We start from the raw sequence: 26,624 nt of genomic DNA on the forward strand, positions 1-26,624 counted from the left end.
CGGACGCGGTCGGCCCGGCGCGACACGGCGGCGATCCGGCCGGATACGTGCGTGATAGCCCGGAGCTGTCACGTAGTACTCCAAAGCTATATATGATATAGTCGGACATGGAACTCCATGGGCAACTGGGGCACAGCCGACAGGTCGAGTCAGGGCTCCGGGGCTTCCCGGGTGGCAGTGACTCGAACGCAGGGTATCGACCGACGACCGAACGGAGAGAGGACACATGAGTAGCGAAGACGGTGACGGCGGCGGCGGTGGCGGTCTCATGGGCGTCGTCCGGACGGTGGTTCCGGACTTCGTCAGGAAGCGGTTCGCGCTGAAGTTCCTCATCGTCCTGCTGGTGATGGGGCTGGCCATCGGCGCGGTCGGCCTCGTGGGCACCCAGCAGTTCGTCGACCACACCCGCGACCAGGTCGAGAGCGAGTACCGCGGACTCGCGACCCAGGAGTCGAACCTGGTCGCGCAGTGGCTGGAGAGCAACCGTCTCTCGACGCGGCTGGCCTCCGGCGACCCCGTCTACAGAGGATCCGACGGGGACAAGATGTCGCAGACGTTGCGGAATCGCCAGGGGAGCCAGATGCCGAGCGACGTGACGAACATGCACCTCGTCGACACCGGTCCCGGAGGCGGTAACATCGTGGCGAGTACGGCCGTCGGACCGAACACCGACACCGCTGGAACGCCACAGAAGTGGGTCACGGAACGGAGCTTCTCCTCGACGGCCGACGTACAGATTTCGAGCGCCTACCAGACCTCCAGCGGCGTCCCGGTCGTCGGCTTCGCCAGCAACGTCAACGGCACGAACGCACGGTATCTTCTCGTGGAAGTGGCGATCACCGACATCAACGGCCGCCTCCAAGGAGAGGACCGCGCCGAAGGCGGGTTCACGACCGTCGTCAACGCCAGCGGCACTGTCTTGATGGACGAGCGGCGGTCCCTCCCCGAGATGGACACCGACCTGACCCTCGAACAGTACGGCGACAACCAGATCGTCGAGGACGCGCTGGGGCTCACCCAGGAGCCGAGCGGTGTCGATCCCAGCAAGACGAACAGCCAGGTCATGAGCGAGGAGTACGCGGTCGGCTACGCGCCCGTCCTCGTCCCCGGGAGCTCCGAGGACTGGGCGGTCCTCGTCCACGCGCCGACGGACGTGCTGTTCGGTGACGTCCAGCAGGTCCAGCAGCTCGGGATGTTCGCGACCGGCGGTGCCGTCCTGGTGATGCTGCTGATCGGCGCCGCCCTCGGGTACAACACCTCTTCCTCGATCGACCGCCTGAAAGGCAAGGCCCAGGAGATGGAGGAGGGGAACCTCGACGTGGACATCGAGTCGGGCCGCATCGACAGCATCGGCCAGCTCTACGGCGGCTTCGCGTCGATGCGCGACTCGCTCCGCGAGCAGATCGACGAGGCCGAACGCGCCCGGAAGGAGGCCGAAGTCTCCCGGGCCGAGGCCATGGAGCTCTCGAACTACCTCCAGAGCAAGGCCGAGGCGTACTCCGAGACGATGCAGGCCTGTGCCCGCGGCGACCTCACCCAGCGCATGGAGCCCGAGGGCGAGAACGAGGCCATGGACCAGATCGCCAAGGACTTCAACGAGATGCTGACCGAGCTGGAGATGACGACCGGGCAGCTCAAGACCTTCGCCGAAGAGGTCGAGGAGAGCGGTGAGTCGGTCCAGCAGAGCGCCGAGACCGTCCGCGACGCCAGCGAACAGGTCGCCGACTCCATCCAGAAGATCTCCGACGACGCCTACGACCAGAAGGAGCGACTCCAGAACATCTCCCAGGAGATGGACGGCGTCGCCGCACAGCTCGAGGAGTTCGCCGCCGACAACCCCAACGTCGACTTCGGCGACTCGCTGGACAGCATCCGCGAGGTCGCGAGCATGATCGAGCAGGCCGCCGACCTCGCAGAGGACACGATGTCCGAGAGCGAGAACGTCGCCGGCGCCGCCGAGGAGCAGGCCGCCGAGCTCAACGAGGTCTCCTCGCGCGCCGAGGAACTCACCCGCTACGCCCAGTATCTGGGCGACGGGCTGGGTAACTTCGAGACCGAGGAAGAACACGAGTTCGTCTTCCAGACCGGCGCCGGCTCGCCCGGCCCCGGCGGTCCCGACGCCGACGAACCCGCAGAGGAGTAACGCCGTCGCGAGCCCGGGCCGTCCGGGTCCACCGATTCTCTTCTCTCTCAGTCCGCGACCACCGGGTACCGTACGTCCCGACTAGGACCCCGCGTTTCGAGCGGCCGCCGACTCGCTCCCGATCGCTGTCCCGACGACGGCGACCTCCGCCGAGTCGAGCGCGCCGCCGCCGTCTGTCTCGGGGTCGCCTTCGCCAGACAGCTCGACGAGCACCTGACTGCCGGAGTCTCTGTTGTCGACGGGTTCGCTCGGGTTCCCCGGGAGGTCGTCGACCGCCGCCGCCGAGTTCTCGGTCGCCCCGTCGGCGACGGTTCGGGACGGTCCATCGCGACGGATGCGGGCGAGTCGATACCTTCGGCGAATACGACCCGTCCGACGTGTCGGCCACCACCGCGAGAACCGTCAAGTATCCCCCGGCGCTCGGGCGGTCCGACAGCGCAGCGACGACCTGGCAGTCGTTCCACTGCGTCCGGAGGTATCCCGACGGAAGGGCTCAGGGAAACCCCACACCCACGGCCGGCGGGGTGCTCCGACTGCACCGCAGCCACCGTCGCTTCGACCCGTCGGTCGGTTCCGTCGAACCCTCCCGATGCCGCACGATCCAGAAACCCGACGAGAACGACTGTACGGCGATATATCGGTCAGTCGGAGATCTCCGATATCGGACCGACGTGGCCGAGTTTTGGTATAGCGACATACGATTTATCTGTGCGGTGTCGGGCAGCGGGACTCCTCGGAACAGACAGCTATCTCACACTATCTCGCCGGTCAGGGGGTGATCGTACCCGGTGCGGCTCGGTCGGCGAATCCAGCCCGAGCTCAAGGATACCGTCGAGTTGCTCGAACAGTCCAGCGGGTCGTCCGGTCCCCGGGGTGCCATCGCCGGAAGGCCGGATCGGGGAATAGCGGTACGGAGTCGACACGCCGGAGATAGAGATCGGGGCGTTGTCGCGGACTCGACGCGTGGCTCGACAGCCGAGGGCGTCGTCCGCTACTGGTCTCGGTTCCCACGTCTGTCGTCTCCTGGCGAGCTCTCCGTCCGGACTGTGGAAGGGGTTCCGGCCCTGTCCGTGGTCGGCGCGTCCCGTGCCGGCCCGAACCGCGCTCCGACAGCTCACGCAGGGATCGGGCTCGGTCCGAAGGCCGAGTTCGACCACCGGAAACCACCGTGTCCGCTCGGGCCGCCCCGGCCGGCACCTGCTACTGGCGCGCCTTCCAGTGCCCTCGCGCTGCTCGACGGTCGCCGAACCGCTGTGGACGGTGTCGACGGGAAGGGGATGCGGGAACGACGACACGCTGTGATGGCCGTCCGCGTCTGCGACGGGTAGGGCCGGCCGAGGTGTCCACCCACCGTCCCGTCTCCTCTGGTCGTCGCGGATCGACGAACGAATCGCCCCGAAAGCACCACGGGTCTGACTGTCTCCCGGTGGCTCGTCGACTAGCGCGATGGAGCCGGTCGACAGGATGAGGAGCGGCGGGTCCGTATCCGGCGCTACAGTCACCGTCGCCTACGGTCGGGTTCGAGTCCCGACGATCTCACCGGCCGCCGGTGGGGACGAACTCGACCGGGACGTGCTCGCTGGGCGCCACGATAGGGGCCCCTACAGCGGCCCCGTCGACCGGCGGCCTCGACGAGGCCGGCGAGCCACGCGGCCCGTTCCCGAACCCGGCGTCGAAGAGGCGGTTCACCTCCCGAACCCCTCCCAGGCGCCAGGACAGCTCCGTACCGGCCGCAGTAGCACCTCTGACGAGTTCGCTGTCGCAGCGGGCCTTTCTCCCCGATCCGGTGAACCGTCGCTTCAGAGCGGCGATTGCGGTCGAATCGTGGCGACGGCGGTCCGACGGGTCGACCACCATATCGTGCCGTCTCGAGGAGTCACGTGAAACGTGCAGCCAGGGCCGGACGCCGCTAGCGCCCAAGCCGTCCCGTATATCTCGGGTTTGTTATACGAGAGGGATGCGTGCGCCGGAAGTCGAGTATCGCACCCGACTACGACTCCGATCGAGTCACCCTCGATCCAGAATAGATTAGATGTGTACGTAGTTTTCTGCGCCAATCTATACCTAAATTCACGTCTAATATTATCTTCGAGGCGCCAGTACCGACCCTACTATCACAAATAAGGGTCTTTATCCGGGAGTCTGAACTCATCGGTTGGAATGCTCTAGTGATTCGGTGTCTGGGTCGAGTGCCAGAATGATCGCCGCTAATTCGGTTTTATCAGTTGGGCCCGATTATCATAGTTCCGAGTGTTTGGATAGTTTGCGAGAGCCAGAAGTGTCCGAACCATGTCCTCGCGAGTGTGGATTAGCTTCATATGCGAGATCCGCCGCTCTCGGTCCCAACGCACGTATTTAGGCGACCGCTGCGAGGGATGGCGTTCTCGTATGCGCTACCCCCAGGGGTTGCGTACACGTGAGCCGTCGGACGGACTTTCTCTGAGAGCGGTCACCCGGTCACAGCGCACCACCCTCGATGGCTATCCCGGTTGCAGTTTGAGTCGGTCGGAGTCCGAAGCAGTGTCGTTGCAGACTCGTCAGTCAGATGCCTCACACTTCGATGTGGTCTCCGCTTCGAGTGGGCTTTCAGTTGAGTCGTCGTGAGGAGAGTGCGGTCGAGGTCGCTGATGCGTGGGTGTAGTTCGGATTCGGTTTTCGATGGACCGTCCACCGCTTCACCCGGACTCATTGGAGGGGCAAAACGATGCAGCTGGCCCAACAGTCTGAGGGACACGTCACGGACGAGAATCGGGGGGCCCACGGCTGAGAAAGTCGTCGAGCGTCAGACGCTGTACATCATATGCCGATATACGCAAGAAGGCCAGCCTAGTTCGGAGTGGAAGTGAAATTTATGCTTAAACAATACAGTTATATTCTGGTATGGCTGAAGTTGAGAAATTCAAAGAAATGGTAGAAAGTACGGAAGAAGACGATCTGAATGAAGATACTGTAGAACTATCCTATAACGAGGGAAAGCGGCTCTTAGAAGGCACAATTACTGCATCGGAAGAAACAGGCGACAGAGCGTTCGAAACAATCAGACTAAACCTAATTGTTCTGAGCATATTAGTAGCAACGGCAGGACTCACAACGACCTCATTTACATCATTTGCGATAGGGGGAGCAGGAATCTCAATAATAGTCTCAACACTACTCGCGATATATGCCTATCTATCGATGAGCCCAGCAATGTCTCTGAATAAGGACGGTGTTGAGGACATACAGGAAGAAGACAGCGCTATAAAGGCAAAAGAGGCTCTCGCAGTTGCCTTTAGCATGTGGGCAAATGATAATTTCAAGAAAACTCAAAGGAGGAGGAGGGTATTAGCGTTCTCGTTTGGTCTAACCATGTCTGCAATCACGATCATCGGATGGAGTCTATACTCTACTGCATGATCTGGCAAAGGTAGAAAACCAATTGCAAAGAGCACAAGAGGCACCACGTCAGTCGTAAGCGCGGGTTGAGATGTCGCTAGAAAGCTATTTGACGAGGGACGAGAAGCCCACAGACGGCTACGAGGAGAACGGCTGTAAGTGGGTCGTGAGCGACCAGAGAGTGATGAAATACAGGAAGGGCAGCGGTACAGAGGAAGTGTTTCACGACCTCTCTTTGGATAAAATCACCTCCATCGGTGTCGTTCGGACTGGTCGGGAAGCAGGATGAATCATCTGGGCCGCGATCGTGGGAATAGTGGGCGTTGCATTCGCGGGCGTAGGGATAGGAACTTCTGCGCTTCTGATGCTCCCGGCAATCCTCTGTTTCGGGCTCGCGATGGTTTTCATCATCATATTCGTCGGCTCGGACAAGTCGTATTTCCAAATTAGAGCGGCCGGGATCACTGAGGACGACCATGATGTGTGGAAAATGAAAGCGTCGTCGACGGAGGAGATCGAGAAGGTTCGGGAGTTCACGAAAGCCATCCGTGAGAAGGTGAACAAGGCATAACCAACTCACGTTCACGGGTTGCTCGCTTTTAAAGGCCGCTTCGCTACCAGGCATTTCGCGCTGAAGAGTAGGTCGACCGCAAGGGTTGAAGGCCGCGTTGTTCTCTATTCCGGCGCTGAACCGCGCATGAAGCCACAGGCTGACAGCCTGTGGCTGGTACCATAACGCCGACGAAATACGCTAGTACCGGCTGTTGCCCCTGCGGAGCGCCTGCGCAGCGGCGTCGGCGCGGAACTTCGACGTGGCCTGCTCGCCCGGACGCGTCTGGCTACAGTACTCCGCAACTCCTCAGGACGGATCGCGTTCCCTCGTTGATCCGTGAGCGTGGGAGTAGATTGATTGTGAACGGGTGCAAGTAGACAGATAATGAGCGAGAGCGACGTGGACAGCTCGCGGACGGCCGTCAGGACGTACGTCCCGGCCTACCAGCGCGAAGAGTGGGACGACCACGCCGACGAACTCGGGATGAGCCGCAGCGAGTTCGTCCGGACGATGGTCCAGGCCGGCCGCCGCGGCTTCGGGAGCGACGACGCCGGGAACGCCGGCCCCGCCGGGACCGATACCCCGTCGGAGACGGGTTCGGAGGGGGCATCTTCGACCGCGGACTCCGAGGGTTCGGGCCTCGAAGACAGGGTCGTCGAGGCGCTGCGGTCGAGCGACTACCTGTCGTGGGACGAACTGCTCGAAGCGGTGACGGACGACATCGAGGCGGGGCTGGAAGACGCCCTCCAGCGACTCCAGTCGGAGGGGCAGGTCACCTACAGCGGCCGCAACGGCGGGTACACTATCGATGAGTAGGGCCGAACGCGGGACGACGGACGCCGACGACCCCGTCGCGTACTTCCTCGACGACATCACGTTCCAGGGCAAGAGCCAGCGGACGCGCGACGCCTACGAGCGCGTCCTTCGGGAGTTCGAGGGGTATCTGACCGAACGTGGGCTCGACCTCGACGAGGCGAATCACCGGGACTGTATGGCCTGGATCCACCAGCTCCGCGGCTCCGTCGGCGAGAGCACGGTCGCCACGTACGCCTCCTATCTCCACCGGTTCTACGGCTACATGACCGAGGTCGGCACCTTCGAGGAGAACCCGATGGCACTCGTCCTGGAGGAGATCGACGAGTCGATCAACGTCGACCCGGAGCGACGCGACATCACGGTTCCCGCGATGCGGTCGTTCGTGGGAAGGGTGACCCATCCGCTGGACAGGGCCGTCGTAGTGACGCTGCTCAAAACGGGGATGCGAGCCGGTGAACTATGCAATCTCGACAGACGGGACCTGTCGCTGGCGGAGGCGCCGTTCGAGTGGGCGCATCGCCCGCAACTGGACGGCAAACCCGACTCGGTCTACGTCGACGACGCGCCGAGCGCGGGCGAGGAGTACAACGACCAGCGACGGAGTGCGTCAAACAAGCGCAAGCGGGCGACGACGATCCCCGTCGACGGCGAACTGGCGTCTGTACTGGTCGAGTGGCTGGCCGTCCGTCCGGATCCCCGGTCGGACGCCGACCCGCTGTTCGTCAGTACGACCGACGAGTGGGGGAAGCGGCTCACCCCGGACATGGTCCACCACATCGTGGAGACGCACGCCCGCGACCAGGGCTGGTACCGGGACGGCGGCGGCGCCGAAGAGAACGTCACCCCGCACTACTTCCGCCATTTCTTCACGACGCACCTCCGCGACCGCACCGGCGACCGCGGCATCGTGAAGTACCTCCGCGGCGACGTGGCACAGGACATCATCGACACCTACACCCACGACTGGGGCGACCGCGTCCGGGAAGTGTACACCGACCACATCTACCGGCTTCTCTGAGCGACCGCTAGTTCTGGGGCGGTCCCGTGCCGAAAACCATAATTCAATTTCCATGTACCACGTCTGGCGACGTACGAATAAATCACATGACGCTATATCGAATTGGCGGGTCGGCGCTATCGCGCTCCACTGTCCGTCCGACTGCGTTTCCGGGGTAGCCTGGGTATCACACCCGATATCCGAGTATCCGGTCTGTATCCCTCCGTTCGTGCAGGTCGACTCTGCGCTTCGAGAGTCGGTCCGCCGGACCGAGCCGGATTACACACGTAGTACTGTCATGCCTGCTAGTCCGATTCACGCGCGCCCGGATCGATTCGAACTATCGTTCACCTGGTCCGAACACTAGTTGCCGCTACGCAGACAGTCGGCTCGGCACGTATCGGGTCGTTCCCGCCGTCGATACTCGATATACGCATGTCCTGACGAACGAGTCAGGTCATCTATTTTACCAGTCGACGTTCACCGGAACAGAACGGATCTGGAGAGAGTGGGGCGTCGAGGGCGAGGATTCGGTGGCTACGGGCGTGATTCGTCTCGCCGTCGGTGACCGAAAGAGAGGATGTCCGGAGATACCGGACGGAGATGGTCGCTCTCGACTACGGGGCGAGGGGGCGGACGGCGGGTCTACGTGTTGAGGTAGACCGTCTTGATCTCGGTGAAGAAGTCGAGACCGGCGTCGCCCTGCTCGCGGTAGGTGTTGGTCGAGGAGTCCTTCTTGCCGCCGAAGGGCACGTGGAGTTCGAGACCGGTCGTCTTCTCGTTGACCTTCGCGACACCGGCTTCGGTGCGCTCGATGAACTCGTGGGCTTCGTTCAGGTCGTCGGTGACGACCGAGGAGGACAGACCGAAGTCGCTGTCGTTGCTGGCCTCGATGGCCTCCTCGAAGTCGTCGACCTCGGTGACGGCGAGGACCGGACCGAAGACCTCCTCCTGGAAGATGCGCATGTCGCGCTCGACGTCGCTGAAGACGGCGGGGCTGACGTAGTAGCCGTCGTCGTACTCGTCACCCTCGAGACGCTCGCCGCCGGTCTCGTGGGTGGCCCCCTCGTTGGCGGCCACGTCGACGTACTCGAGCGTGGACTCGAGTTCGCTCTGGGTCACGTGGGGACCCATGCCCAGGTCCTCGACGCCGGGACCGATGTCGATGGACTCGGCGTACTCGACGATGCCCTCGACGAACTCGTCGTAGACGTCCGTGTGGACGATGGCGCGGGAACAGGCCGTACAGGCCTGGCCGGTCACGCCGAACGCGCCGGCGCCGACGATGTCGACCGCTTCCTCGACGTCCGCGCTGTCCGTGATGATGGCGGGGTTCTTGCCGCCCATCTCGGCCTGCGCGCGGGCCATGTTGTCGGTGGCCGCGTCGTAGACGTGGTGGCCGACCTCGGAGCTACCGGTGAAGGAGACGGCGTCGATGCCGTCGTTGGAGGTTAGCTCGGCGCCGACGTCGCTGCCGGAGCCGGGGACGAAGTTGATGACACCGTCCGGGATGCCGGCGTCTTCGAGCGCCTGCACGATGCTGGCGGCCGGGCCGGGCGCGGCCGAGGCGGGCTTGAGGACGATCGTGTTGCCCGTCGCGAGCGCCGGCGCGATCTTCCAGGCCGGGATGGCGATGGGGTAGTTCCACGGCGTGACGAGGCCGGCGACGCCCAGCGCCTCGCGCTTCGTGTAGACCGAGGTGCGACCGCCGCTGGGGCCTTTCCGCGTGCCCGCGTTGTCGGCGGCCTTCTCGGCGTAGTAGTAGAAGATGTCGATCGCGCGCTGGACCTCGGGGCTGGCCTCCGAGAGCGTCTTGCCCTCCTCGCGGGAGAGCTGTTCGGTCAGGTCTTCCTTGCGCTCCTCCAGGAGCTTCGCCGTCTCGCGGAGGATGGTCCCGCGGTCGGGCGCGGGCATGCCTTCCCAGTCGGCCTGGGCCTCGTTGGCGGCGTCGATGCCCTTCTGGGCGTCCTCGGTGGACCCCTTCGCGTACTCGGTGACCGTCTCGGTCGTGTCGGCGGGGTTCTCGACCGCGAACGTGGACCCGTCCTCGGCCGGGACCCATTCGCCGTCGATGTACAGGTTCGTGGTCTCTGTCATGCACGCTAACGGTCGTCTGGCGACCACTTACGAGTTTCCATACAGGACACGGCCTGCCACTATCTCGATCGCTTCGGCGACCCGAACGACCGCCAGGGCCGGCGCCGAGCGGATGTGGGAAAGTTTAAGCGAGTTACGTCTGGAGCTATACTCGTCATGGTCGACTTCGACAAGATCAGCGATCCGAACGCTGAATACACGATGCGGGACCTCTCCGCCGAGACGATGGGCGTCGAGAACGAGCGCGGCGGCACACGCGACGCGGAGATCACCGACGTACAGACGACGATGGTCGACGGCAACTACCCGTGGATCCTCGTGCGCGTCTACACCGACGCCGGCCCGGTCGGCAACGGCGAGTGTTACTGGGGCGGCGGCGACACGGCCATCATCGAGCGGATGAAGCCGTTCCTCATCGGCGAGAACCCCCTCGACATCGACCGGCTCTACGAGCACCTCATCCAGAAGATGTCCGGCGAGGGCTCGATCTCCGGGAAGGTCATCTCCGCCATCTCCGGCATCGAGATCGCGCTGCACGACGTGGCGGGCAAACTCACCGACCTGCCGGCCTACCAGCTGCTCGGCGGCAAGTACCGCGACTCCGCGCGCGTCTACTGCGACCTCCACACCGAGGACGAGGCCAACCCGCAGGCCTGCGCCGAGGAGGCCGACCGCGTCGTCTCCGACCTGGGCTACGACGCCATCAAGTTCGACCTCGACGTGCCCTCCGGTCACGAGAAGGACCGCGCCAACCGCCACCTCCGCCCGGGCGAGATCGAGCACAAGGCCGAGATCGTCGAGGCGACGACCGAAGCCGTCGGCGACCGCGCCGACGTGGCCTTCGACTGCCACTGGTCGTACGCCACCGGCAGCGCCAAGCGCCTCGCCAAGCGCCTCGAGGAGTACGACGTGTGGTGGCTCGAAGACGTCGTCCCGCCGGAGAACCACGACGCCCAGCGCGAGGTCACCCAGTCGACCGCCACGCCGCTGGCCACCGGCGAGAACGTCTACCGCACCCACGGCAACCGCGACCTCATCGAGAACGAGGCCATCGACATCATCGCCCCCGACATCCCGCGCGTCGGCGGCATGCGCGAGGGCCGCAAGATCGCAGCCATGGCCGACATGTACTACATCCCCGTCGCCATGCACAACGTCTCCTCACCCATCGGTACGATGGCCTCCGCGCAGCTCGCGGCCGCCATCCCGAACTCGCTGGCCGTCGAGTACCACTCCTACGAGCTCGGCTGGTGGGAGGACCTGGTCGAAGAGGACAACCTCATCGAGGAGGGCCGCATGGAGATCCCCGAGGAGCCCGGCCTCGGCCTGACGCTCGACTTCGACACCATCGAGGAGAACATGGTCGAAGGCGAGACGCTGTTCGACGAGGCCGCGTAAGCCCGCCGAAGAGCTGCGACCCGCTCGCCGGACGAATCGGGCGCCAACTGAGTCATTCTTCGCCGTTTCGACGCGCTCGCAGCCACGAGCGGCGGCACACGAGGCCGTTTCACGCTATCGAACGCCGCTCTCACGGGACGGCCGCATTTGCCGATCGGAAACGGTCCGGTCGGAACGATACAGAACGGAGTTCGTTCGAAGGGAACAGGTAAGTGCGGCGGCGCGAATCCTCTCGTATGGACGAGCCGAAACACCCGGTCACGACGGTCGACCGGACCCTACAGATCGTCGAGATCATCCAGGAACTCGACGGCGCCGGCGTCTCGGAGGTCGCCGACCGGGTCGACGTGGGCAAGAGCGCGGTACACAACCACCTCAACACGCTCGCCAACCGCGAGTACGTCGTCAAGGAGGGCGAGGAGTACCACATCGGGCTCGCCTTCCTCGGCCTGGGCGCCTACGCGCGCAAGCGCAACGACATCTTCGACGCCGCCCACACCGAGGTCGACAAACTCGCCGACGAGACGGGCGAACTGGTCAACCTCCTCGTCGAGAAGAGCGGCCAGGGCATCTATCTCTACCAGGCCCAGGGCGACAACGCCGTCGAACTCGACACCTACGAGGGCAAGCGCGTCAACCTCCACTGCACCGGCCTCGGCAAGGCCATCCTCGGGTTCCGCCCGACGGAGGAAGTCGAGGGGATCATCGACGACCACGGCATGCCCGCCGAGACCGAACACACGATCACCGACCCCGACGCCTTCTTCGACGAACTCGCCGAGATCCGCGAGCAGGGCTACGCCGTCGACGAGGAGGAGCGGCTCAACGGGCTCCGCTGCGTCGCCGCCCCGATCACCGACGACGACGACCGCGCCATCGCCGCCATCAGCGTCTCCTGTCCCGTCCACCGCGTCGACGACGACCGCTTCTACGAGGACCTCCGCCAGGCGGTGCTCGGCGCCGCCAACGTCGTCGAACTGGAACACAACTACTCCTGAAACCATCTTTTTCGACCGGGGGTTTCCTCGGTCGCCTGCGGCGACCTGCGGGGAACCCCCGGTCCAAAAACATGGGTGAAAAAGGCCGGACGGCTCGGTCGCTGCGCTCCCTCGCGTCCGGTGTCTGCGGGAGTGAGCAGCGCGAACGACCGCAGGCTCGTCACCGCTTGCTCTGACGGCGAACCGGCGCTGCGCGCCGGATGCTGGAACCGCAACCTTTGGCACGGATACCAATACACTCGGCCGAAAACACGTCGTGATATAGCGAACGACGGGAAACAGTGAGAGAACGTCCGCGCGCCGCAGGCGCGCGGTTCACCGGTCGCGAGGGAGCGAAGCGACCGCGGCGACCGGCCTTTTTCACCCATGTTTTTCGCGGGTGGGTTCCCGCAGGCGCGCGAAGCGCGCCGAGGAAACCCGCCCGCGAAAAAGATGGTCTTACATCATGCCGCCCATGCCGCCGCCCATCCCGCCCATGCCGCCGGGCGGGCCGCCCGCGCCGCCTTCGTCTTCGTCCTCGCCGCCGACCGAGAGGTCGCCGGCGGAGATCACGTCGTCGATGCGAAGGATCATCGTCGAGGCGTCGACCGCGGAGTTGACGGCCGTGGTCTTGACGCGCAGCGGCTCGACGACGCCGTCCTCGAACATCTCGACGAGTTCGCCCGTGTCGGCGTCGATGCCGACGTTCACGTCGCCCGCGTCGTGGCGCGCGGTCATGTCGACCAGCGCGTCGATGGCGTCGTGGCCCGCGTTCTCGGCGAGCGTTCGGGGACCGTCCTCGAAGGCCTCGGCGAAGGCCTCGACGGCCAGCTGCTCGCGGCCCTCGACGGAGTCGGCCTCCTCGCGGAGCGCGAGCGACGCCTCGATCTCCGGGGCGCCGCCGCCCGGCAGGACGTAGCCGTCCTCGATGGCGGCGGAGACGACGCCGATGCTGTCGACGACGGCCCGCTCGACCTCGTCGAGGACGTGCTCGGTGCCGCCGCGGAGGAGGATCGTGCCGACCCCCTCCTCGGGGAGGTCACCGAAGACGACCGTCGACTCGTGGTCGGCCTGCCGGCGGACGGTCACGTCGCGGATGACCCGCTCGGAGACGCTGCCGGCGTGGCCGAGGTGGTCGGCGGTGAGTAGCTTCAGGTCGCCGACGCGCTCGGCGCCGGTCGCGGCGGCGACGCGCTGGCGCTTGTCGTCGTCGACGCGGCGGAAGGCCGTGATGCCGTTCTCGACGAGCAGCTCGGCGGCGTACTCGTCGATGCCGCCGTCGGCGAGGACCACGTCGGCGCCCGCCTCGACGATGGCGTCGACCTTGTCGGCCAGCTCGGACTGCTCGCGCTCGACGAACCCCTGCAGGTCGCCCATGTCGCCGACCGACGCCTCGGCGCCGACCTCGGTCTCGGAGACCTCGATGTCGCCCTCGTAGACGAGGACGTTCGCGTCGTCGAGGTCGCGGCTCATGTTCTGGTGGACCGGTTCGATGTCGAAGAGGATGCCGTCGACGAACTCCGAGTCGTCGATGGAGGCGCCGTAGAACTGGCGCACGTCGACGGCGTCCTGGTCGACGGTGCCGTCCTCGCGGACGGCCGCTCGCACGGCGCTGACGACCATCGACGAGAGCAGGTCCTTGGCGGTCTCGGCGCCCTTGCCGGTCATCGCGGTGCCGGCGACCTGTTCGAGCACTTCGGTGTCGTCGGGGTCGACCTCGGTCGCGATGTCCTCGAACACCTCGGTGACCGTCTCGGCCGCGTGGCGGTAGCCGGCGACGATCGAGGTCGGGTGGATGTCCTGTTCGAGCAGTTCCTCGGCGTTGCCGAGCAGGGCGCCGGCGAGGATGACCGCGGAGGTGGTGCCGTCGCCGACCTCCTCCTCCTGGGTCGTCGCCACGTCGACGACCATGTCCGCGGCGGGATGGTCGACGTCCATCTCCTCCAGCAGTGTCACGCCGTCGTTCGTGACGACGACGTTGCCACCCTGGTCGACGAGCATCTTGTCCATCCCCCGGGGGCCGAGGGTCGTCCGGATCGTCTCCGCGACTGCGCGCCCCGCTTCGAGGTTCATCGACCGGGCGTCCTCGCCCGACGTGCGCTGGCTTTCGTCGGAGAGGACCACCATCGGTCCGTCGGCCATCTGTCGTGCCATGTGTGCTCACAACCGCGTCTGGCGGAAATAAGATTTGCTTTCCGAACGAGCGCGGCGGCCGGTCACGCGGGACCGGCCGAGAAGGGTATCGTCGGGCTCAGTCGCCGAACGTCGAGGAGTCCTGAGCGTCGTACTCGACTTCCTCGGCGTCGGCCAGCTCCGCGCTGTTCCAGTACTCGTGGGTCTCCAGCGCGCGGAAGCAGGCGGTCTCGCTCTCGCCGGCGGTGTCGAACATCCCCGGTTCCTCCTGCGTGCAGACCTCGCGGGCCTCCGGACAGCGCGTGTGGAACTTGCAGCCCGAGGGCGGGTCCTCGGGGTCGGGCACGTCCACCTCGCGGACCGGCGGGTCCTCCTGGATCCGCTGTTTCGCCAGGTCCGGGTCGACCGTCGGCGTCGACCACTTCAGGACCTTCGTGTAGGGGTGGGTCGGGTTCTGGAGGATCTCCTCGGGCGGCCCGATCTCGACGATCTCGCCGAGGTACATGATGGCGATGCGCCCGCCCGCGCGCTTGGCGAGGTAGCGGGCGTTGGCCAGGTCGTGACTGATGAAGATGTAGGAGGTGTCGAACGTCTCCTGCAGGTCGAGGATGAGGTCCATCATCCCGACGCGGAGGCTCACGTCCAGCGCCGAGATGGCCTCGTCGGCGAGGATCACGTCCGGGTTCATCAGCAGGGCGCGACCGAGCGCGATGCGCTGTTTCTCCCCGCCCGACAGCTGGTGGGGGTAGCGCTCGGCGTAGTCCTCCGGCGGCATCATGTCCACGAACTCCAGGAAGCGGTAGATTGTGTCTTCGCGCTCCTTGGGCCCCAGCTCCGTCCGGTACTTCTTGAGCGGGTCCGAGAGGATCGCCTTGACGCGTCGCGAGGAGTTCAGCGCGTTGGCGGGGTCCTGGTGGATGATCTGCATCGCGCGCCGGATCTCGGTGAACTCGATGTCGGCGTCGCGGGGGTTGTCCTTGGCGTCCCAGATGTCCTGGCCGCGGTAGGAGATCGACCCGTTGGTCGGCTTCTCGAGGCCGATCGCGGTCTTGCCGAGCGTGGTCTTGCCACAGCCCGACTCGCCGACCAGCACGACGATGTCGTTGTCGTAGAGGTCGAAACTGACGCCGTCGACCGCGCGGACCTTCTTGTCGGTCAGCGCTCGCTTGACGACGCCGCCGGGCGTGTAGTGGACGTTCACGTCGTCGAGCGACAGGATCGGTTCGTCGTCCGGTGCGTCGGTCGCGGCGTCGTCGACGGCCGGGTCGTCGGCCGTCACGTCGTCCGCCGTGGGTTCGTCTGTACTCATCGGTTAGTCCTCCGTGGTCCCGTGGTTGAGGCTGTACGCCAGCTCGTTGCGGGCCTGGTCCGTGTAGAAACACGCCGCCTCGTGGTCCTCGTCGACGGACACGAGGTCGGGGTCCTCGATCTCACACCGGTCGTCTGCGATCGGACACCGCGGGTGGAACGAACACCCCGTCGGGATGTTCACCGGGTCCGGCCGCGCCCCCTCGATGGGCTGCATGTCGTCGATGTCGGAGTCGATGCTCGGCACCGACCGCAACAGCGCTCGGGTGTAGGGGTGAGCGGCGTCTTTCAGCAGCGACCGCGTGTCGCCCACCTCGATGAACTCGAAGGAGTACATCACGCCGATGCGGTCCGACAGCCCGGCGACCAGCGGCAGGTCGTGCGTGATAAAGACGATCGTCAGCTCGAACTCGTCGCGCAGCTCCCGCAGCATCGAGATGATCGACCGCTGCATCAGCAGGTCGAGCGCGGCCGTGGGCTCGTCCATCACCAGTACTTCGGGTTCGAGGACCAGCGCGAGTGCGATGAGCGCGCGCTGTTTCATCCCGCCGGAGAGCTCGTGCGGGTAGGAGTTCATCACGCGGTCGGGGTCGAGGTGCAGCGCCTCGAACAGGTCCCGGACGTGCTCCATCCGCTCGTCGAGCACCGCGTTGTGGGCCTGGATGGTCTCGTGGAAGTGGCCCTTGATCTTCATCGTGGGGTTGAACGAGTTCATCGCCCCCTGGAACACCATCGACACCTCCTCCCAGCGGAAGTTGTTGAGTTCGCCCTCGCTCATCCCGAGCACGTCGACGGAGTCGTCCCCGACGGCGTCGTACGAGCCGATCTGGTCGGCGCTCGGGGTGTCGTCGCTCTCGTCCTCTCTCGGGTAGTAGGTCACGTCCCCCGAGAGGTGGCCGGGGTCCTCGACGGCGTCCATCAGCGCGGCGGCGAACATCGACTTGCCCGAGCCGCTCTCCCCGACGACGGCGAGGATCTCCTCGCGCCGAACGTCGAGGCTCACGTCGTTGAGCACCCACGCCTGTCCGCGGGACATCCCGAACTGCACGCGGGCGTCCTCTACGCTCATGACGATGTCGTCGTCCGGGTCTTCGCCCTCCGTCGCCTCTTCCTCGGTCGATTGGTTCGGTTGTCCGATTGCCATGTCAGCGTCCCTCCGGTCGGTCGGTCGATTCGCGAGCGGTCATCAGAGGTCACCCGCTCCGTCCTGTTCGTCCTCCGGGACCGTCTCCGAGTGGCGCGCCAGCAGGCGCGGGTTGAACACTCGGTCGAGCCCCTGCGAGAAGAGGATCAGCGAGAAGCTCACGCCCGAGATGGCCAGCAGCGGGAACAGCATCCAGTGACCCGCGCGGCCGGGCGCCGAGATCGCGTTACCCTGTTCGTAGGCCAGCTGCATCATCACGCCCCAGTTGAACGAGTTGAACGGGAGCACGCCGATGAAGTACAGCGCGACCGACTGGAAGATGACGGCGACGGCCGCCCCGGCCGCCGAGACGAGCACGAACGGCGCGACCTTCGGGACGAGCTCCTGGCCGACGATCGTCGGCGTCGAGAGCCCGATCGACCGCGCCGCCTCGACGAAGTCCTCCTCGCGCAAGGACAGCACCTGCGAGCGCAACATCCTGGCCAGCCCCGGCCACTGGTCGATTGCGATGATGGTCCCGACGATGAACGGGTCCTTCGGCGAGAAGATCGCCGCGAGGACGATGATCAGCGGCAGGCCCGGGAGGGTGATGAACACGTCGGCGATCGTCATCAGGACGGTGTCGACGACGCCGCCCTTGTAGCCCGCGATCATCCCGACGAGAACCGCGACGCCGACCGCGAAGACGATCCCGGCCAGCGCCATCTTCATCATCGCCGGCGTCGAGTGGACGAGCGTCTTGAAGACGCCGCGTCCGAGGTTGTCGGTCCCCAGCGGCATCGACCAGTCGACGAACGGCTGGAGGTAGTACGGCCCCTCGTTGATCTGTGGCGGCGGGACCAGCCAGACGCCGACGGTCCCCATCAGGAGGTAGAACAGCACGCCCACGCCTCCGATGCGCGTCCGCCAGTCCGACCACGCGACGCGGAACGGCGTCGCGATGTAGAAGTCGAACGCGCGGCGCGCGCGCTCGGCCGGCGGCGTCCGTCGACGCTCGGTGTCGTCGTCGGTCCCGAAGATGCTTTCCTGCGTGACGCCCCCGTCGCTCCGTGGTTCTTTCTCGGACATCGTTAGAAGCTCTCCCTGGACGCACCGGTTCCGGCTCGCGGGTCGATGAGTCCGTAGGTGAGGTCAGCGATCAGGATCGCCGTCACCGTGATGCCCGAGAAGAAGACGAACGCGGCCATCACGAGCGGGTAGTCCTGACTGACCGCCGCCTCGAGCATGAACCAGCCGACCCCGTGGTACTGGAAGATGACCTCGGTGATGACGTTCGAACTGAACATCCCGGCGATACCGAGCATGAACCCGGTGTAGATCGGGAGGATGGAGTTGCGGGTCAGGTACCGCGTCAGGATGCGGTTCGTGCCGAGCCCGCGCAGCCGCGCCGACCGCAGGTAGTCCTCGCCGATGACCCGGACGGACAGCGCCCGCATCCCGATCGCCCCGCCGGCGAAGCCGACGATGAAGTTCGAGAGGATGGGCAGCGTCGCGTGTCTGGCGATCCCGATCATGTACTCGACGTTGAACCCGGGCGTCGCCGCCGGCGGCGCGCGGCCGCCGGTCGGGAACAGCCCCCACTGGAACGCCAGGACCGACAGCATCACGATCGCGGCCACGTAGTACGGGATCGACCGCATGACCAGCACGAACACGGTCAGCCCGGAGTCGATCTTGGTCCCCTCGTGCCAGGCCATGAACACGCCCACCGCGATGGTGGCCGTAAAGCCCAGCAGGAGGCCGTAGACGCTCAGGAAGATCGACCACGGCATCCCGCGAAAGAGGATGTCGAAGACCGGGTCCTGAAACAGGATCGACTCGCCGAAGTCCTGGTAGAGGATGATGTCCCGAAGCCACTCGTAGAAGGCGATCGGGATCGGCGTGTCGGGGTTGATCCCCGTCAGCTGTTCGGCCATCTCGGCGACTTCCTGTGTGTCGACGGGCTGGCCCCGCTGTTGCATCGTCTGGACCCGGTCGGCGATGATCGCCTGGACCGGCCCACCCGGGACGAGTCTGTACAGTGCGAACGTGATGAACATCCCCACGACGAACGTCACGATCGCTTGCGCGAATCGGCGTATGTAATAGTTCATACTGTGTGTTGGAGTCTCACAACTTCTTAATTCTTCTGTCAGAGCGCGGTGAAGACGCTGTAGGCGATGTAGAGGACGTAGCCGACGGTCGGGACGGCAGCGACCTTGTAGGCCTCGCTCGTCGTCAGGTCCCGCACGTCCCTGATCGCGTAGGCGCCGATGTACCCGGTCCACAGCGCGAAGACGATGGCGACGGCGGTCGCGGCGAGGACGACCGTCTCACCGCTGGCCTGCGACCAGACGAACGACGCCACCTCGCTGGAGAGGCTCGTCGAGATCGTGATGTCCTCCTCGGTGACGTCCAGCGTCGTCGACGCGTAGGCCATCGCCGCGGTGTGGATGACGTTGGCGATCAGGATCGGGAACAGCGCCCACGCGGTCCGCTTCATCGTCACGTAGGTCGTGCCGATCGTCGTGTAGAGCCAGCCGACGTAGTACATCCCGATCCCGAACCAGACCCACAGCAGGAACGCGCCCAGCAGCGGCTCGATGACCCGTTGCTGGAGCTGGAAGCGGACCTGGTCGTTGATGACGACCGAGTCGAAGGCCTCGAACTCGAAGATCAGCGTGTCGAGCATGACGTAGTTGCCCACGAGGCCGATCAGGCCGGCGACCAGCACGAGCGCGAACTCCGATTTGACCCGCCGCGTCCCGATGTACTCGTCGTAGAACCGCTCCGGGTCGGTCAACAGCGCGCGGTACAGACCCAGCGTCCTGCTGAGGTACGAGCCCGGATTCCGAACTGCGTTTGAAACACCCATGATGTATCCTCCAGTCGGTCGTTACGCCGGAGCCTCGATGGTCGGGACGGGGATCTCTTCGAGCACCTCGTCGACGATCTCCGACTTGTCCACGTCGTTGACCTGCGACTCTGCGGTCAGGCCGAGGCGGTGAGCGATGACCGGCTGGGAGACCGTCTTGACGTCGTCGGGCGTGACGTAGTTGCGTCCCTCGATGACCGCCTGTGCGCGCGCGGTCTCGTAGAGGCGCTGGGTCCCGCGCGGGCTCATCCCGGTCTCGACGCGGTGGTCGTCGCGGGTGGCCCGCGAGACCGCGGCGATGTACTCCAGCATGTCCTCGGTGACGGTGACGGTGTCCGGGACCGCCTGCAGGTCCATGACCGAGTCGTGGTCGAGCACCTGGCCGACCGACGGCGTCGTCGACGTGCGGTCGTTGCGGCGCCGGAGCAGCTCGACCTCGCCGTCCACGTCGGGGTAGCCGATGGAACTCTTGACGTTGAAACGGTCGATCTGCGCTTCGGGCAGCGGGAACGTCCCCTCCTGCTCGACGGGATTCTGCGTCGCGATGACGAAGAACGGCTCGGGCAGCTGGCGGGTGTCACCCTCGGTGGTGACCTGGCCCTCGCCCATCGCTTCCAGCAGCGCGGCCTGGGTCTTCGGCGGCGCGCGGTTGATCTCGTCGGCGAGGACGATGTTGGCGAAGATAGGCCCCTTGTTGAACTCGAACTCGCCCTCCTGCTCGTTGTAGATGTAGGTCCCCGTCACGTCGTTGGGGAGCAGGTCCGGTGTGAACTGGATGCGGGAGAACGACAGGCCGAGCGCCGTCGCGAAACTGTTCGCCGTCAGCGTCTTGCCCGTCCCCGGTACGTCCTCCAGCAGGACGTGCCCCTTCGAGAGCAGTCCCACGAGCACCGTCTCGAGGAACTCCTCGTCGATGATGACCGACGACTGGATCTCGTCGACCACTGCGTCCAACTCGTCACTGGCCTCCTGTATGGATAGGTCGCTCTGTGCCATGGTAAGATAGCCCGTGCTATGCCTCTTAATCCTGACGGTGTGCGACGGTTTTCCGTGATGGAATGCTGACTGACGCGGCAGTCAGCGGCCGGATCTCGACGGTTTCGTCGCGAAGTGGAGAGCGGCCCGAGAAGGGGGCGCTCGAACGTGATACGGGGGTCTCTCGACGGGAGACGAAAACCTCTCGACGCGAGACGGAAGGGGTCGACCGGCCTACTGCCGGATCGACCAGATGAAAAACAGGGCCGACAGCAACAGCAGCGTGAGCGCCGGCACCGTCAGCGATCCCCACGGCACGATGTAGAGGCCGTAGGAGAGGCCGGCGGCCATGACGCCGACGAAGACGGTGGCGGCGACGTGGACGGCCTCGCCGCGCTGGGTGTCGGTCTGGTCGCTCATCTGCCGGCCGACGCTGAAGGCGTTCGAGCCGAGGTCGAACGAGATTATCGTCGCCAGCGCCGCGAACAGCAGGAACTCCGGCACGTCGCCGAAGAAGCCGGCGGCGATGACGCCGACGAAGACGATCCCCGTGCCGGCGATGGTGAGCCGCTCGGACTCGAAGACGAACAGGCCGGCGGCGACGCCGGCCAGCCCGAACAGCCCGACCGGCGCCGACAGCGGCGCGACCAGTGCCGTCGTCACGACCGCCAGCAGCGCGGCGGCGACGGCGATGATACTACTGAACCGTGCGGGCGAGTGCGTGACCTCGACCGCGTTGAACTCCTCGTCCTGAATGTCGAAACTCATTATGCCCACCTCGTCTGTGCTTTCTCGACCTCGAGGGAGAGCTGCCCGTCGGGGTCCCAGTCCATGACGCGGATCCCCCGCTCGCGGAGGTACCGGACCCGCGCGGTCCGTTCGATGCGCGTGAGCCGCTGGCCGACCGTCTCGTCGACGGTCACGTCGGGGCTGATGACGGTGACCAGGTGGCCCTCGGAGTCGAGTCTGCGGGCGACTTCGGCCGCGTAGTCGTCCGCCAGCGGCGAGAACAAGAACACCTGCGACGTGCTCGGCAGCCGCCGGCGCACGTGGGTCATCGGGTCGATGTACTGGCTCTCGTGGTCCTGTCGCTCGGGCGGCCGCGGCGACAGCGCCGGGTGCTGGGCGAACAGGACCCGGGCGTTCTCCAGGTGTTCGCTCCCCGCGCCGGGCGCGTACCAGCACGGCACGGTGTCGAAGGCGGCGAGCCCCACCAGGTTCCCCTGGTCGTACAGCGCGCCGAACATGTCGCTGGCCGCGTGGACGGAGTGGTCGACGGCGTGGGGCTCGTCGACGCCCGCCGAGATGTACGCGCTCTGGCGCGTGTCGAACAGGATGGTGACCGTCGCGGCCTTCTCCTGGCGGAAGTCGATCGTCGCCAGCTCGCCGGTGCTGGCGACCTGCTTCCAGTTGATGCGGTTCATCGGGTCGCCGGGGCGGTACTCGCGGACGGAGTGGAACTCCAGCCCGGCGCCGCCCTGTTTGGTGTCGACGTCACCGGCGTACTGCGTGGTCTGGGCGCGCACGGGGATGTCGTTGGTGACCCGCAGCGGCGGGACGACTCGCATCCCCGCCTCGGGCGTGACGAGCGACGTGCGCTCGACGCCGCCGCTGAAGTCCCGCGCGACCACGAGCAGCGGCCACTCGTACTCCCCGCGCTCGACGCGGACGGTGTACTCGAGCTGGGCCTGCGCGCCCGACTGCAGGGCCGTGTGCAGGCGCGGGACGCCGTCGGTGACGACGAACGAGTCGGGGACCACGTCGACCATCCGCAGGTCGGGCAGCATCGACCCGCTCTCGTTGCGCACCGTCAGCGTCACCTCGACGAGGTCGCCCGGCTCGGGGTCGTCGGCGTCGTACTCGCGCTCGACGACGAGCCCCTCCGTCCGGGGCACCGCCGAGACCCGCGCGTAGATGGTGTAGGCGATACCGACCGTCCCCGCGAGCATCAGCCCCGGGGTGAACGTGACCACGCCGGCGCCGATCGCGACCAGCGCGAACGCCGTCACGCCGAGCCAGCGGTTCGTGTGCTGCAGGCTCACGTCCTCGAACGGCTCGCTCGTGTCGAACGTCGGGACCGAGGAGCTGGACTCGTTCCAGTTGGACTCCACGGCGTCCTCGCCGTCGCCGTCGTCGCCCGACCGACCGAACAGGCGCTCGAAGAACGAACGGTCCTCGGACTCCTCGGTGTCGACCTCGTGGCTCACGTCCACGTCGCCGACCTCGATGAGCTCCTCGACGGTGACGCGGAACTGGTTCTCGAAGGCGGCCGCGTCGTCGGTGCCCGAGAGCAGCGACCCCGACAGGCCCGCCTCCTCGGCGGCCGTGCGCTCGCCCTGGAAGAACTCCGCGGCCGTCTCGTTGTCCGTCCACTCGCCGGTCTGGAGGATGCGACGGGCCTCCTCGACCGAGCAGTCCTCGCGGTTGCGGACGACCGCGACCGCGAGGTTCTCCAGGCGCTCCTCGAGGTGTTCGCGGTTCTCGTTGACCCCCTGGCGCAGGTGAGTCATCTCGTAGAGCATCCGGTCGACGTCCTCGCCGGGCATCGGGTTGCCGGCGGGCCGCTCGGGGTTCGGCGTGACCGTCTCCTCGACCTCGCCCCGGAGCCGACGGCGGACGACGCCCAGCCCGGTCACCACGGCGATGATCCCGACCAGGAACACGCCCTGCGTCGCCGAGGGCAGTGCGCTCGCGAGGTCCGGGACGACTATCATCGCCGCGGCGGCGGCGAACAGGACCGCCCCGATGGCGATCAGCGCGCGGTTGAGTATCGTCTCAATATCCATCGTCGCCCTCCTGACCGACCGACGAGTCGGTGGACCCGCCGTATTCGGCCTCGATGTTACGGAACACGTCGATCGCGAGGTCCTCGCGGCTGGCGGCGTCGCGCTTGCCGTAGCGGACCTCCTCGAACAGCCGCGTCAGCTCCCGTACGTCGTCCTCGCCCAGCCCCACGTCGACGGCGGCCTCGGCGAACTCGCCGGGGGTCGCGCTGTCGGGGTTGGGCACGTCGAGCATGCTCGTCATCTCCCACCACGCGCGGTAGACCTCGTTGTCCACGTCGGCGTTGTGTTCTTCGAGGCGGTCGGCCGCGCGGCCGGCGGCCTGGGCCAGATCCATCACGTCGGCGCCCTCGCCCTCGTCGGCCGCTTCCTCTTCCATGGTGGTGATCCCCTGGTCGCCCGACGCGCGGAACAGCACCGCGGCCGTGGCGACGAGCACGATACCGAACACGCCGAGGATGGCCGCGGGCGGCACGTCCACCGACGCGACCGGTGACGACGAGGCGTTGGCCGCGTTGGTGACGCTGCTGTTACCCAGCCCGGGGCCGCCGACGGTCGCGCAGTCGGTCCCGAGGAAGTACGCCAGCAGCACCGGCGGCGCGAGCGCGTACAGCCCGAGGAACGCCGCGCCGAAGGAGTAGCGCCGCTTGATCAGGAAGACGAGCATCGCGGCGGCGCCGAAGTACGCCAGCCCGCCGTACCACGTCGTCAGCGGTTCGACGCAGGTGGTGTACTCGACGACCTGGTCGCTGGACCCGTCTCCGCTGCGGTTGAGCCCGTCACCCCCGCCCGGGCCACCATCGCTTCCGCCACCCCCCCGGTTCTGTTGCTGTTCGTTCGGGTCGTCTATCGGACCCTGCCCACCACCGGTCGCCCCCGTGTCGACGGTCGCCGTGATGGTCGCGGCGCCCACGGCGATGGCGGCCATCGCCACGAGCCCGATCACGACGAACCGCAGGGCTTCCTGTGACACATAATCATCCATACTACGATTTGTACGATCGACCCTATATGTCTTTTCCGCTTGCCGGGGAGACCGCTCGGCGATCCGCCGGGTAGCGGTGACCTGTCCGGTCGCGGTCGGTGCGGGAGAGAACCGTTCGCACTCGGGGCCTCGTCGGGGTTCCAGCGGGGTGCCGCCGGCGGACCGCCCGCCGACGGGGCCGTCCCCGGAGGCCTTAAGGCGGGTCGTCCATAACCTCGCGCCGATGGATTCAGGTTCCGAGCGAGGGGCGGGCGACGGCCCGAGCGACGGGATGACCCGGCGGGCGTACCTCGCCGCGGTCGGCGCCGGGGCGGCCGGGTCGGTGGCCGGCTGTACCGGCCCGAACGAGATCGTCGACTCGCCGCAGGTGTTCGGGTTTCAGTTCCCCTACGTCCCGGGGAACGTCCACGTCGGCCCGTGGTCCTCCTCGGACCCCGCGGCCTTCTACTCGATCCTCTTCGAGGCCGAGTCCTACACCGCCCCCGGGGGCGACCGCCGGCTCGGCGACGTGGTCGACTCCTTCGACACCGACGGCGACACCGCGACCGTCGCGTACGCCGACGGGTACACGTGGTGGTCGGGCGACCCCGTCACGGCCCGGGACGCGTGGATCGAGGAGCGCATCCAGTCGTTCGTCGGCGGCGACCGGGGCTACGAGGTCGAACGCCTCGACGACCGCAGGCTCCGCTACCGCTTCGACCGCCCGCTCGACCGCCCGCTCGCGCTCGCGACGGCGGCCAGCGGCGCCGTCCGGACGCGCGCCGACCGCTACGAGCCGTGGCTGAACCGGCTCCGCGAGGCCGGGACCGACGAGCGCCGCGCGGAGGTCGTCGCCGAGCTCCGGACGGACAGCCCCGGGCTGGAGACGGTCGCCGAGGAGGGACTGGGCTGTGGTCCCTACGAGCTGGTCGAAGTGTCGATCAACCGGCTGATGCTGGAGCGCTACGAGGACCATCCTCGCGCCGACGAGGTCGCGGTCCCGCGGCTGTGGTTCCCCGTCGTCCAGTCGGTCTCGATCGAGAACCTGATCGACAAGGGGTGGCTCGACGGCGGCACCGGCCGGCTCGCCGACGAGCGGGGCACCCCGCCGGAGAACCTCGAACAGCTCGCGCGCTACCCGACCGACTCGGGGACCAAGCTCGTCCTCGACTGGCGGAACCCTCACCTCGCGCGCCGCCCGGTCCGGCGGGCCGTCCTGTCGGTCATCCCGGTCGACCAGGTGGTCGACGTGGCCGACTGGGGCGAGCCCACCGTCCGCCAGACCGGCCTCTCGGCGCCCGCCGCGCGCCGGTGGCTCCCCGACGAGGTCCGCGAACGGCTCCACCGCTACCCCGTCGAGGCCGACGCGGAGACCGCCGCCGAGTACATGCGCGACGCCGGCTACAGCCGAGACGGGAACGGCGACTGGCGCGGCCCGGACGGCGAGCAACCGTCGCTCCGGATCGCGACGCCGGTGTGGTCCGGGTTCGTCTCCGGGGCCGAGGTCGTCGCGTCGAGCCTCTCGCGGTTCGGCTTCGACGTGACGACCGACCGGCTCACGAACAGCAACGTCTACGCCGCCGTCTCGAACCACAGCCACGACATCACCCTCTGGAACTTCGACGGCGACCCCTACAGCGTCTACGACGTGACCAGCGGCGGGTCCACTTCGATCGGCTACGGGCTCTCCGGCCCCGACGCCGAGGAAGGAAGCCGCGGGAAACCGGTCGAGGTGTCCGTCCCCCCGAGGCCGGGCGCCGTCGACGCCCCCGCGAGCGAGCGCCGGACGGTCGACCTCCGCGACACCTGGCGGACGATCGAGGGGCCGAGCGACCGGGAGACGACCGTCGACGCCGTCACCACGTTCGCGACCTGGTGGAACGACGCTCTCCCCGACATCTATCTCGGCACCGCCGTCGACGGCCTCTGGGGCAACACCCGCGACTTCGAGTGGCCGTCCTACGACTCCGACCCCGAATACGGGACCGCCGGTCCCGCCGACCAGCCCGTTTTCCACATGTTGAAACACGGCGCGATCCGGCCGGCGACCGAGGAGTAGCGCCGCTCCGGACGGCGGAGCGTACTGTCGTTCGTCGAGACTCGACGA

General features: G+C 66.5%; 22 protein-coding genes. 9 read left to right on the forward strand and 13 right to left on the reverse strand.

The features are described from left to right. The first annotated feature begins 226 nt into the window (after positions 1 to 226). Positions 227 to 2,143, forward strand: coding sequence for a HAMP domain-containing protein (locus tag HZS54_RS19265; protein ID WP_179918680.1), 1,917 nt, complete (start codon positions 227 to 229; stop codon positions 2,141 to 2,143). Positions 2,144 to 2,224: 81 nt separating this feature from the next. Here HZS54_RS19265 and HZS54_RS26505 read toward each other — a convergent pair whose 3' ends face one another. Both HZS54_RS26505 and HZS54_RS19270 read right to left on the reverse strand, forming a co-directional pair. Then, positions 2,225 to 2,356: a hypothetical protein gene (locus HZS54_RS26505; protein WP_281377714.1), complete on the reverse strand. Its 132-nt coding sequence runs from the start codon at positions 2,354 to 2,356 to the stop codon at positions 2,225 to 2,227. A 1,323-nt stretch (positions 2,357 to 3,679) separates the two neighbouring features. Further along, the gene (locus HZS54_RS19270; protein WP_179918681.1) at positions 3,680 to 4,000 is read right to left on the reverse strand and encodes a hypothetical protein; all 321 of its coding nucleotides are present in this window, start codon (positions 3,998 to 4,000) and stop codon (positions 3,680 to 3,682) included. A gap of 1,023 nt (positions 4,001 to 5,023) precedes the next feature. Between HZS54_RS19270 and HZS54_RS19275 the strand changes: the two genes are divergently transcribed. The 5 genes from HZS54_RS19275 to HZS54_RS19295 all read left to right on the forward strand — a co-directional run bounded on the left by HZS54_RS19275 (position 5,024) and on the right by HZS54_RS19295 (position 7,905). Then, positions 5,024 to 5,539 (forward strand): hypothetical protein, encoded by a 516-nt coding sequence (locus tag HZS54_RS19275; RefSeq protein ID WP_179918682.1) that lies wholly within the window; start codon positions 5,024 to 5,026, stop codon positions 5,537 to 5,539. Between the two features lie 70 nt (positions 5,540 to 5,609). Beyond that, positions 5,610 to 5,807, forward strand: a complete 198-nt coding sequence (locus HZS54_RS19280) for a hypothetical protein (RefSeq protein ID WP_179918683.1) — start codon at positions 5,610 to 5,612, stop codon at positions 5,805 to 5,807. Positions 5,808 to 5,834: 27 nt separating this feature from the next. After that, a complete protein-coding gene (locus HZS54_RS19285; RefSeq protein WP_179918684.1) occupies positions 5,835 to 6,089 on the forward strand; it encodes a hypothetical protein in 255 nt (84 codons plus the stop codon). A gap of 366 nt (positions 6,090 to 6,455) precedes the next feature. Continuing rightward, positions 6,456 to 6,887, forward strand: coding sequence for a DUF5805 domain-containing protein (locus HZS54_RS19290; protein WP_179918685.1), 432 nt, complete (start codon positions 6,456 to 6,458; stop codon positions 6,885 to 6,887). Beyond that, on the forward strand, positions 6,880 to 7,905 hold the full coding sequence (locus tag HZS54_RS19295) for a tyrosine-type recombinase/integrase (protein ID WP_179918686.1): 1,026 nt from the start codon (positions 6,880 to 6,882) through the stop codon (positions 7,903 to 7,905). The genes HZS54_RS19290 and HZS54_RS19295 overlap by 8 nt, the downstream gene beginning before the upstream one ends. A 624-nt stretch (positions 7,906 to 8,529) precedes the next feature. Here HZS54_RS19295 and xacF read toward each other — a convergent pair. Continuing rightward, positions 8,530 to 9,981 (reverse strand): 2,5-dioxovalerate dehydrogenase, encoded by a 1,452-nt coding sequence (gene xacF, locus HZS54_RS19300; protein ID WP_179918687.1) that lies wholly within the window; start codon positions 9,979 to 9,981, stop codon positions 8,530 to 8,532. A gap of 156 nt (positions 9,982 to 10,137) precedes the next feature. On the opposite strand from xacF, the gene HZS54_RS19305 reads away from it, so the two are divergent. Beyond that, a complete protein-coding gene (locus HZS54_RS19305) occupies positions 10,138 to 11,379 on the forward strand; it encodes a mandelate racemase/muconate lactonizing enzyme family protein (RefSeq protein WP_179918688.1) in 1,242 nt (413 codons plus the stop codon). Positions 11,380 to 11,615: 236 nt separating this feature from the next. Continuing rightward, positions 11,616 to 12,377 (forward strand): IclR family transcriptional regulator, encoded by a 762-nt coding sequence (locus HZS54_RS19310; protein ID WP_179918689.1) that lies wholly within the window; start codon positions 11,616 to 11,618, stop codon positions 12,375 to 12,377. A 438-nt stretch (positions 12,378 to 12,815) separates the two neighbouring features. On the opposite strand, the gene thsA is transcribed toward HZS54_RS19310, so the two are convergent. The 10 genes from thsA to HZS54_RS19360 all read right to left on the reverse strand — a co-directional run bounded on the left by thsA (position 12,816) and on the right by HZS54_RS19360 (position 24,538). Continuing rightward, positions 12,816 to 14,498 (reverse strand): thermosome subunit alpha, encoded by a 1,683-nt coding sequence (gene thsA / locus HZS54_RS19315; RefSeq protein ID WP_179923076.1) that lies wholly within the window; start codon positions 14,496 to 14,498, stop codon positions 12,816 to 12,818. Positions 14,499 to 14,607: 109 nt separating this feature from the next. Then, positions 14,608 to 15,798: an ABC transporter ATP-binding protein gene (locus HZS54_RS26345; RefSeq protein WP_179918690.1), complete on the reverse strand. Its 1,191-nt coding sequence runs from the start codon at positions 15,796 to 15,798 to the stop codon at positions 14,608 to 14,610. A gap of 3 nt (positions 15,799 to 15,801) precedes the next feature. Further along, the gene (locus HZS54_RS26350) at positions 15,802 to 16,941 is read right to left on the reverse strand and encodes an ABC transporter ATP-binding protein (protein ID WP_179918691.1); all 1,140 of its coding nucleotides are present in this window, start codon (positions 16,939 to 16,941) and stop codon (positions 15,802 to 15,804) included. 42 nt (positions 16,942 to 16,983) lie between these two features. Next, the gene (locus HZS54_RS19330) at positions 16,984 to 18,009 is read right to left on the reverse strand and encodes an ABC transporter permease (protein ID WP_179918692.1); all 1,026 of its coding nucleotides are present in this window, start codon (positions 18,007 to 18,009) and stop codon (positions 16,984 to 16,986) included. A gap of 2 nt (positions 18,010 to 18,011) precedes the next feature. Then, complete coding sequence (locus HZS54_RS19335) at positions 18,012 to 19,034, reverse strand: ABC transporter permease (protein WP_179918693.1); 1,023 nt, start codon at positions 19,032 to 19,034, stop codon at positions 18,012 to 18,014. A gap of 38 nt (positions 19,035 to 19,072) precedes the next feature. Then, the gene (locus HZS54_RS19340) at positions 19,073 to 19,795 is read right to left on the reverse strand and encodes a YIP1 family protein (protein ID WP_179918694.1); all 723 of its coding nucleotides are present in this window, start codon (positions 19,793 to 19,795) and stop codon (positions 19,073 to 19,075) included. A gap of 21 nt (positions 19,796 to 19,816) precedes the next feature. Further along, positions 19,817 to 20,791, reverse strand: coding sequence for an AAA family ATPase (locus tag HZS54_RS19345; RefSeq protein WP_179918695.1), 975 nt, complete (start codon positions 20,789 to 20,791; stop codon positions 19,817 to 19,819). 213 nt (positions 20,792 to 21,004) lie between these two features. Further along, a complete protein-coding gene (locus HZS54_RS19350; protein WP_179918696.1) occupies positions 21,005 to 21,538 on the reverse strand; it encodes a DUF7519 family protein in 534 nt (177 codons plus the stop codon). Further along, the gene (locus HZS54_RS19355; RefSeq protein WP_179918697.1) at positions 21,538 to 23,556 is read right to left on the reverse strand and encodes a DUF58 domain-containing protein; all 2,019 of its coding nucleotides are present in this window, start codon (positions 23,554 to 23,556) and stop codon (positions 21,538 to 21,540) included. The genes HZS54_RS19350 and HZS54_RS19355 overlap by 1 nt, the downstream gene beginning before the upstream one ends. Continuing rightward, complete coding sequence (locus HZS54_RS19360) at positions 23,546 to 24,538, reverse strand: DUF4129 domain-containing protein (RefSeq protein WP_246391697.1); 993 nt, start codon at positions 24,536 to 24,538, stop codon at positions 23,546 to 23,548. Before HZS54_RS19360 ends, HZS54_RS19355 begins: the two co-directional genes overlap by 11 nt. A 223-nt stretch (positions 24,539 to 24,761) precedes the next feature. Between HZS54_RS19360 and HZS54_RS19365 the strand changes: the two genes are divergently transcribed. Continuing rightward, positions 24,762 to 26,576, forward strand: coding sequence for an ABC transporter substrate-binding protein (locus HZS54_RS19365; RefSeq protein ID WP_179918698.1), 1,815 nt, complete (start codon positions 24,762 to 24,764; stop codon positions 26,574 to 26,576). The last annotated feature ends 48 nt before the right edge of the window (positions 26,577 to 26,624 follow it).

Origin of the sequence: Halosimplex pelagicum, assembly GCF_013415905.1 — an archaeon.
Lineage (GTDB): Archaea > Halobacteriota > Halobacteria > Halobacteriales > Haloarculaceae > Halosimplex > Halosimplex pelagicum.

Excerpts from the sequence above, each read along its gene's own strand:
- HZS54_RS19310 (WP_179918689.1), top strand. The coding sequence starts at position 11,616 with ATGGACGAGCCGAAACACCCGGTCACGACGGTCGACCGGACCCTACAG.
- HZS54_RS19365 (WP_179918698.1), top strand. The coding sequence starts at position 24,762 with ATGGATTCAGGTTCCGAGCGAGGGGCGGGCGACGGCCCGAGCGACGGG.
- HZS54_RS19270 (WP_179918681.1), bottom strand. The coding sequence starts at position 4,000 with ATGGTGGTCGACCCGTCGGACCGCCGTCGCCACGATTCGACCGCAATC.
- HZS54_RS19340 (WP_179918694.1), bottom strand. The coding sequence starts at position 19,795 with ATGGGTGTTTCAAACGCAGTTCGGAATCCGGGCTCGTACCTCAGCAGG.
- HZS54_RS19290 (WP_179918685.1), top strand. The coding sequence starts at position 6,456 with ATGAGCGAGAGCGACGTGGACAGCTCGCGGACGGCCGTCAGGACGTAC.
- HZS54_RS19360 (WP_246391697.1), bottom strand. The coding sequence starts at position 24,538 with ATGGATGATTATGTGTCACAGGAAGCCCTGCGGTTCGTCGTGATCGGG.
- HZS54_RS19350 (WP_179918696.1), bottom strand. The coding sequence starts at position 21,538 with ATGAGTTTCGACATTCAGGACGAGGAGTTCAACGCGGTCGAGGTCACG.
- HZS54_RS19275 (WP_179918682.1), top strand. The coding sequence starts at position 5,024 with ATGGCTGAAGTTGAGAAATTCAAAGAAATGGTAGAAAGTACGGAAGAA.
- HZS54_RS19265 (WP_179918680.1), top strand. The coding sequence starts at position 227 with ATGAGTAGCGAAGACGGTGACGGCGGCGGCGGTGGCGGTCTCATGGGC.
- HZS54_RS19330 (WP_179918692.1), bottom strand. The coding sequence starts at position 18,009 with ATGTCCGAGAAAGAACCACGGAGCGACGGGGGCGTCACGCAGGAAAGC.
- xacF (WP_179918687.1), bottom strand. The coding sequence starts at position 9,981 with ATGACAGAGACCACGAACCTGTACATCGACGGCGAATGGGTCCCGGCC.
- HZS54_RS26345 (WP_179918690.1), bottom strand. The coding sequence starts at position 15,798 with ATGAGTACAGACGAACCCACGGCGGACGACGTGACGGCCGACGACCCG.
- HZS54_RS19345 (WP_179918695.1), bottom strand. The coding sequence starts at position 20,791 with ATGGCACAGAGCGACCTATCCATACAGGAGGCCAGTGACGAGTTGGAC.
- HZS54_RS19295 (WP_179918686.1), top strand. The coding sequence starts at position 6,880 with ATGAGTAGGGCCGAACGCGGGACGACGGACGCCGACGACCCCGTCGCG.
- thsA (WP_179923076.1), bottom strand. The coding sequence starts at position 14,498 with ATGGCCGACGGACCGATGGTGGTCCTCTCCGACGAAAGCCAGCGCACG.
- HZS54_RS19335 (WP_179918693.1), bottom strand. The coding sequence starts at position 19,034 with ATGAACTATTACATACGCCGATTCGCGCAAGCGATCGTGACGTTCGTC.
- HZS54_RS19280 (WP_179918683.1), top strand. The coding sequence starts at position 5,610 with ATGTCGCTAGAAAGCTATTTGACGAGGGACGAGAAGCCCACAGACGGC.
- HZS54_RS26350 (WP_179918691.1), bottom strand. The coding sequence starts at position 16,941 with ATGGCAATCGGACAACCGAACCAATCGACCGAGGAAGAGGCGACGGAG.
- HZS54_RS19305 (WP_179918688.1), top strand. The coding sequence starts at position 10,138 with ATGGTCGACTTCGACAAGATCAGCGATCCGAACGCTGAATACACGATG.
- HZS54_RS19355 (WP_179918697.1), bottom strand. The coding sequence starts at position 23,556 with ATGGATATTGAGACGATACTCAACCGCGCGCTGATCGCCATCGGGGCG.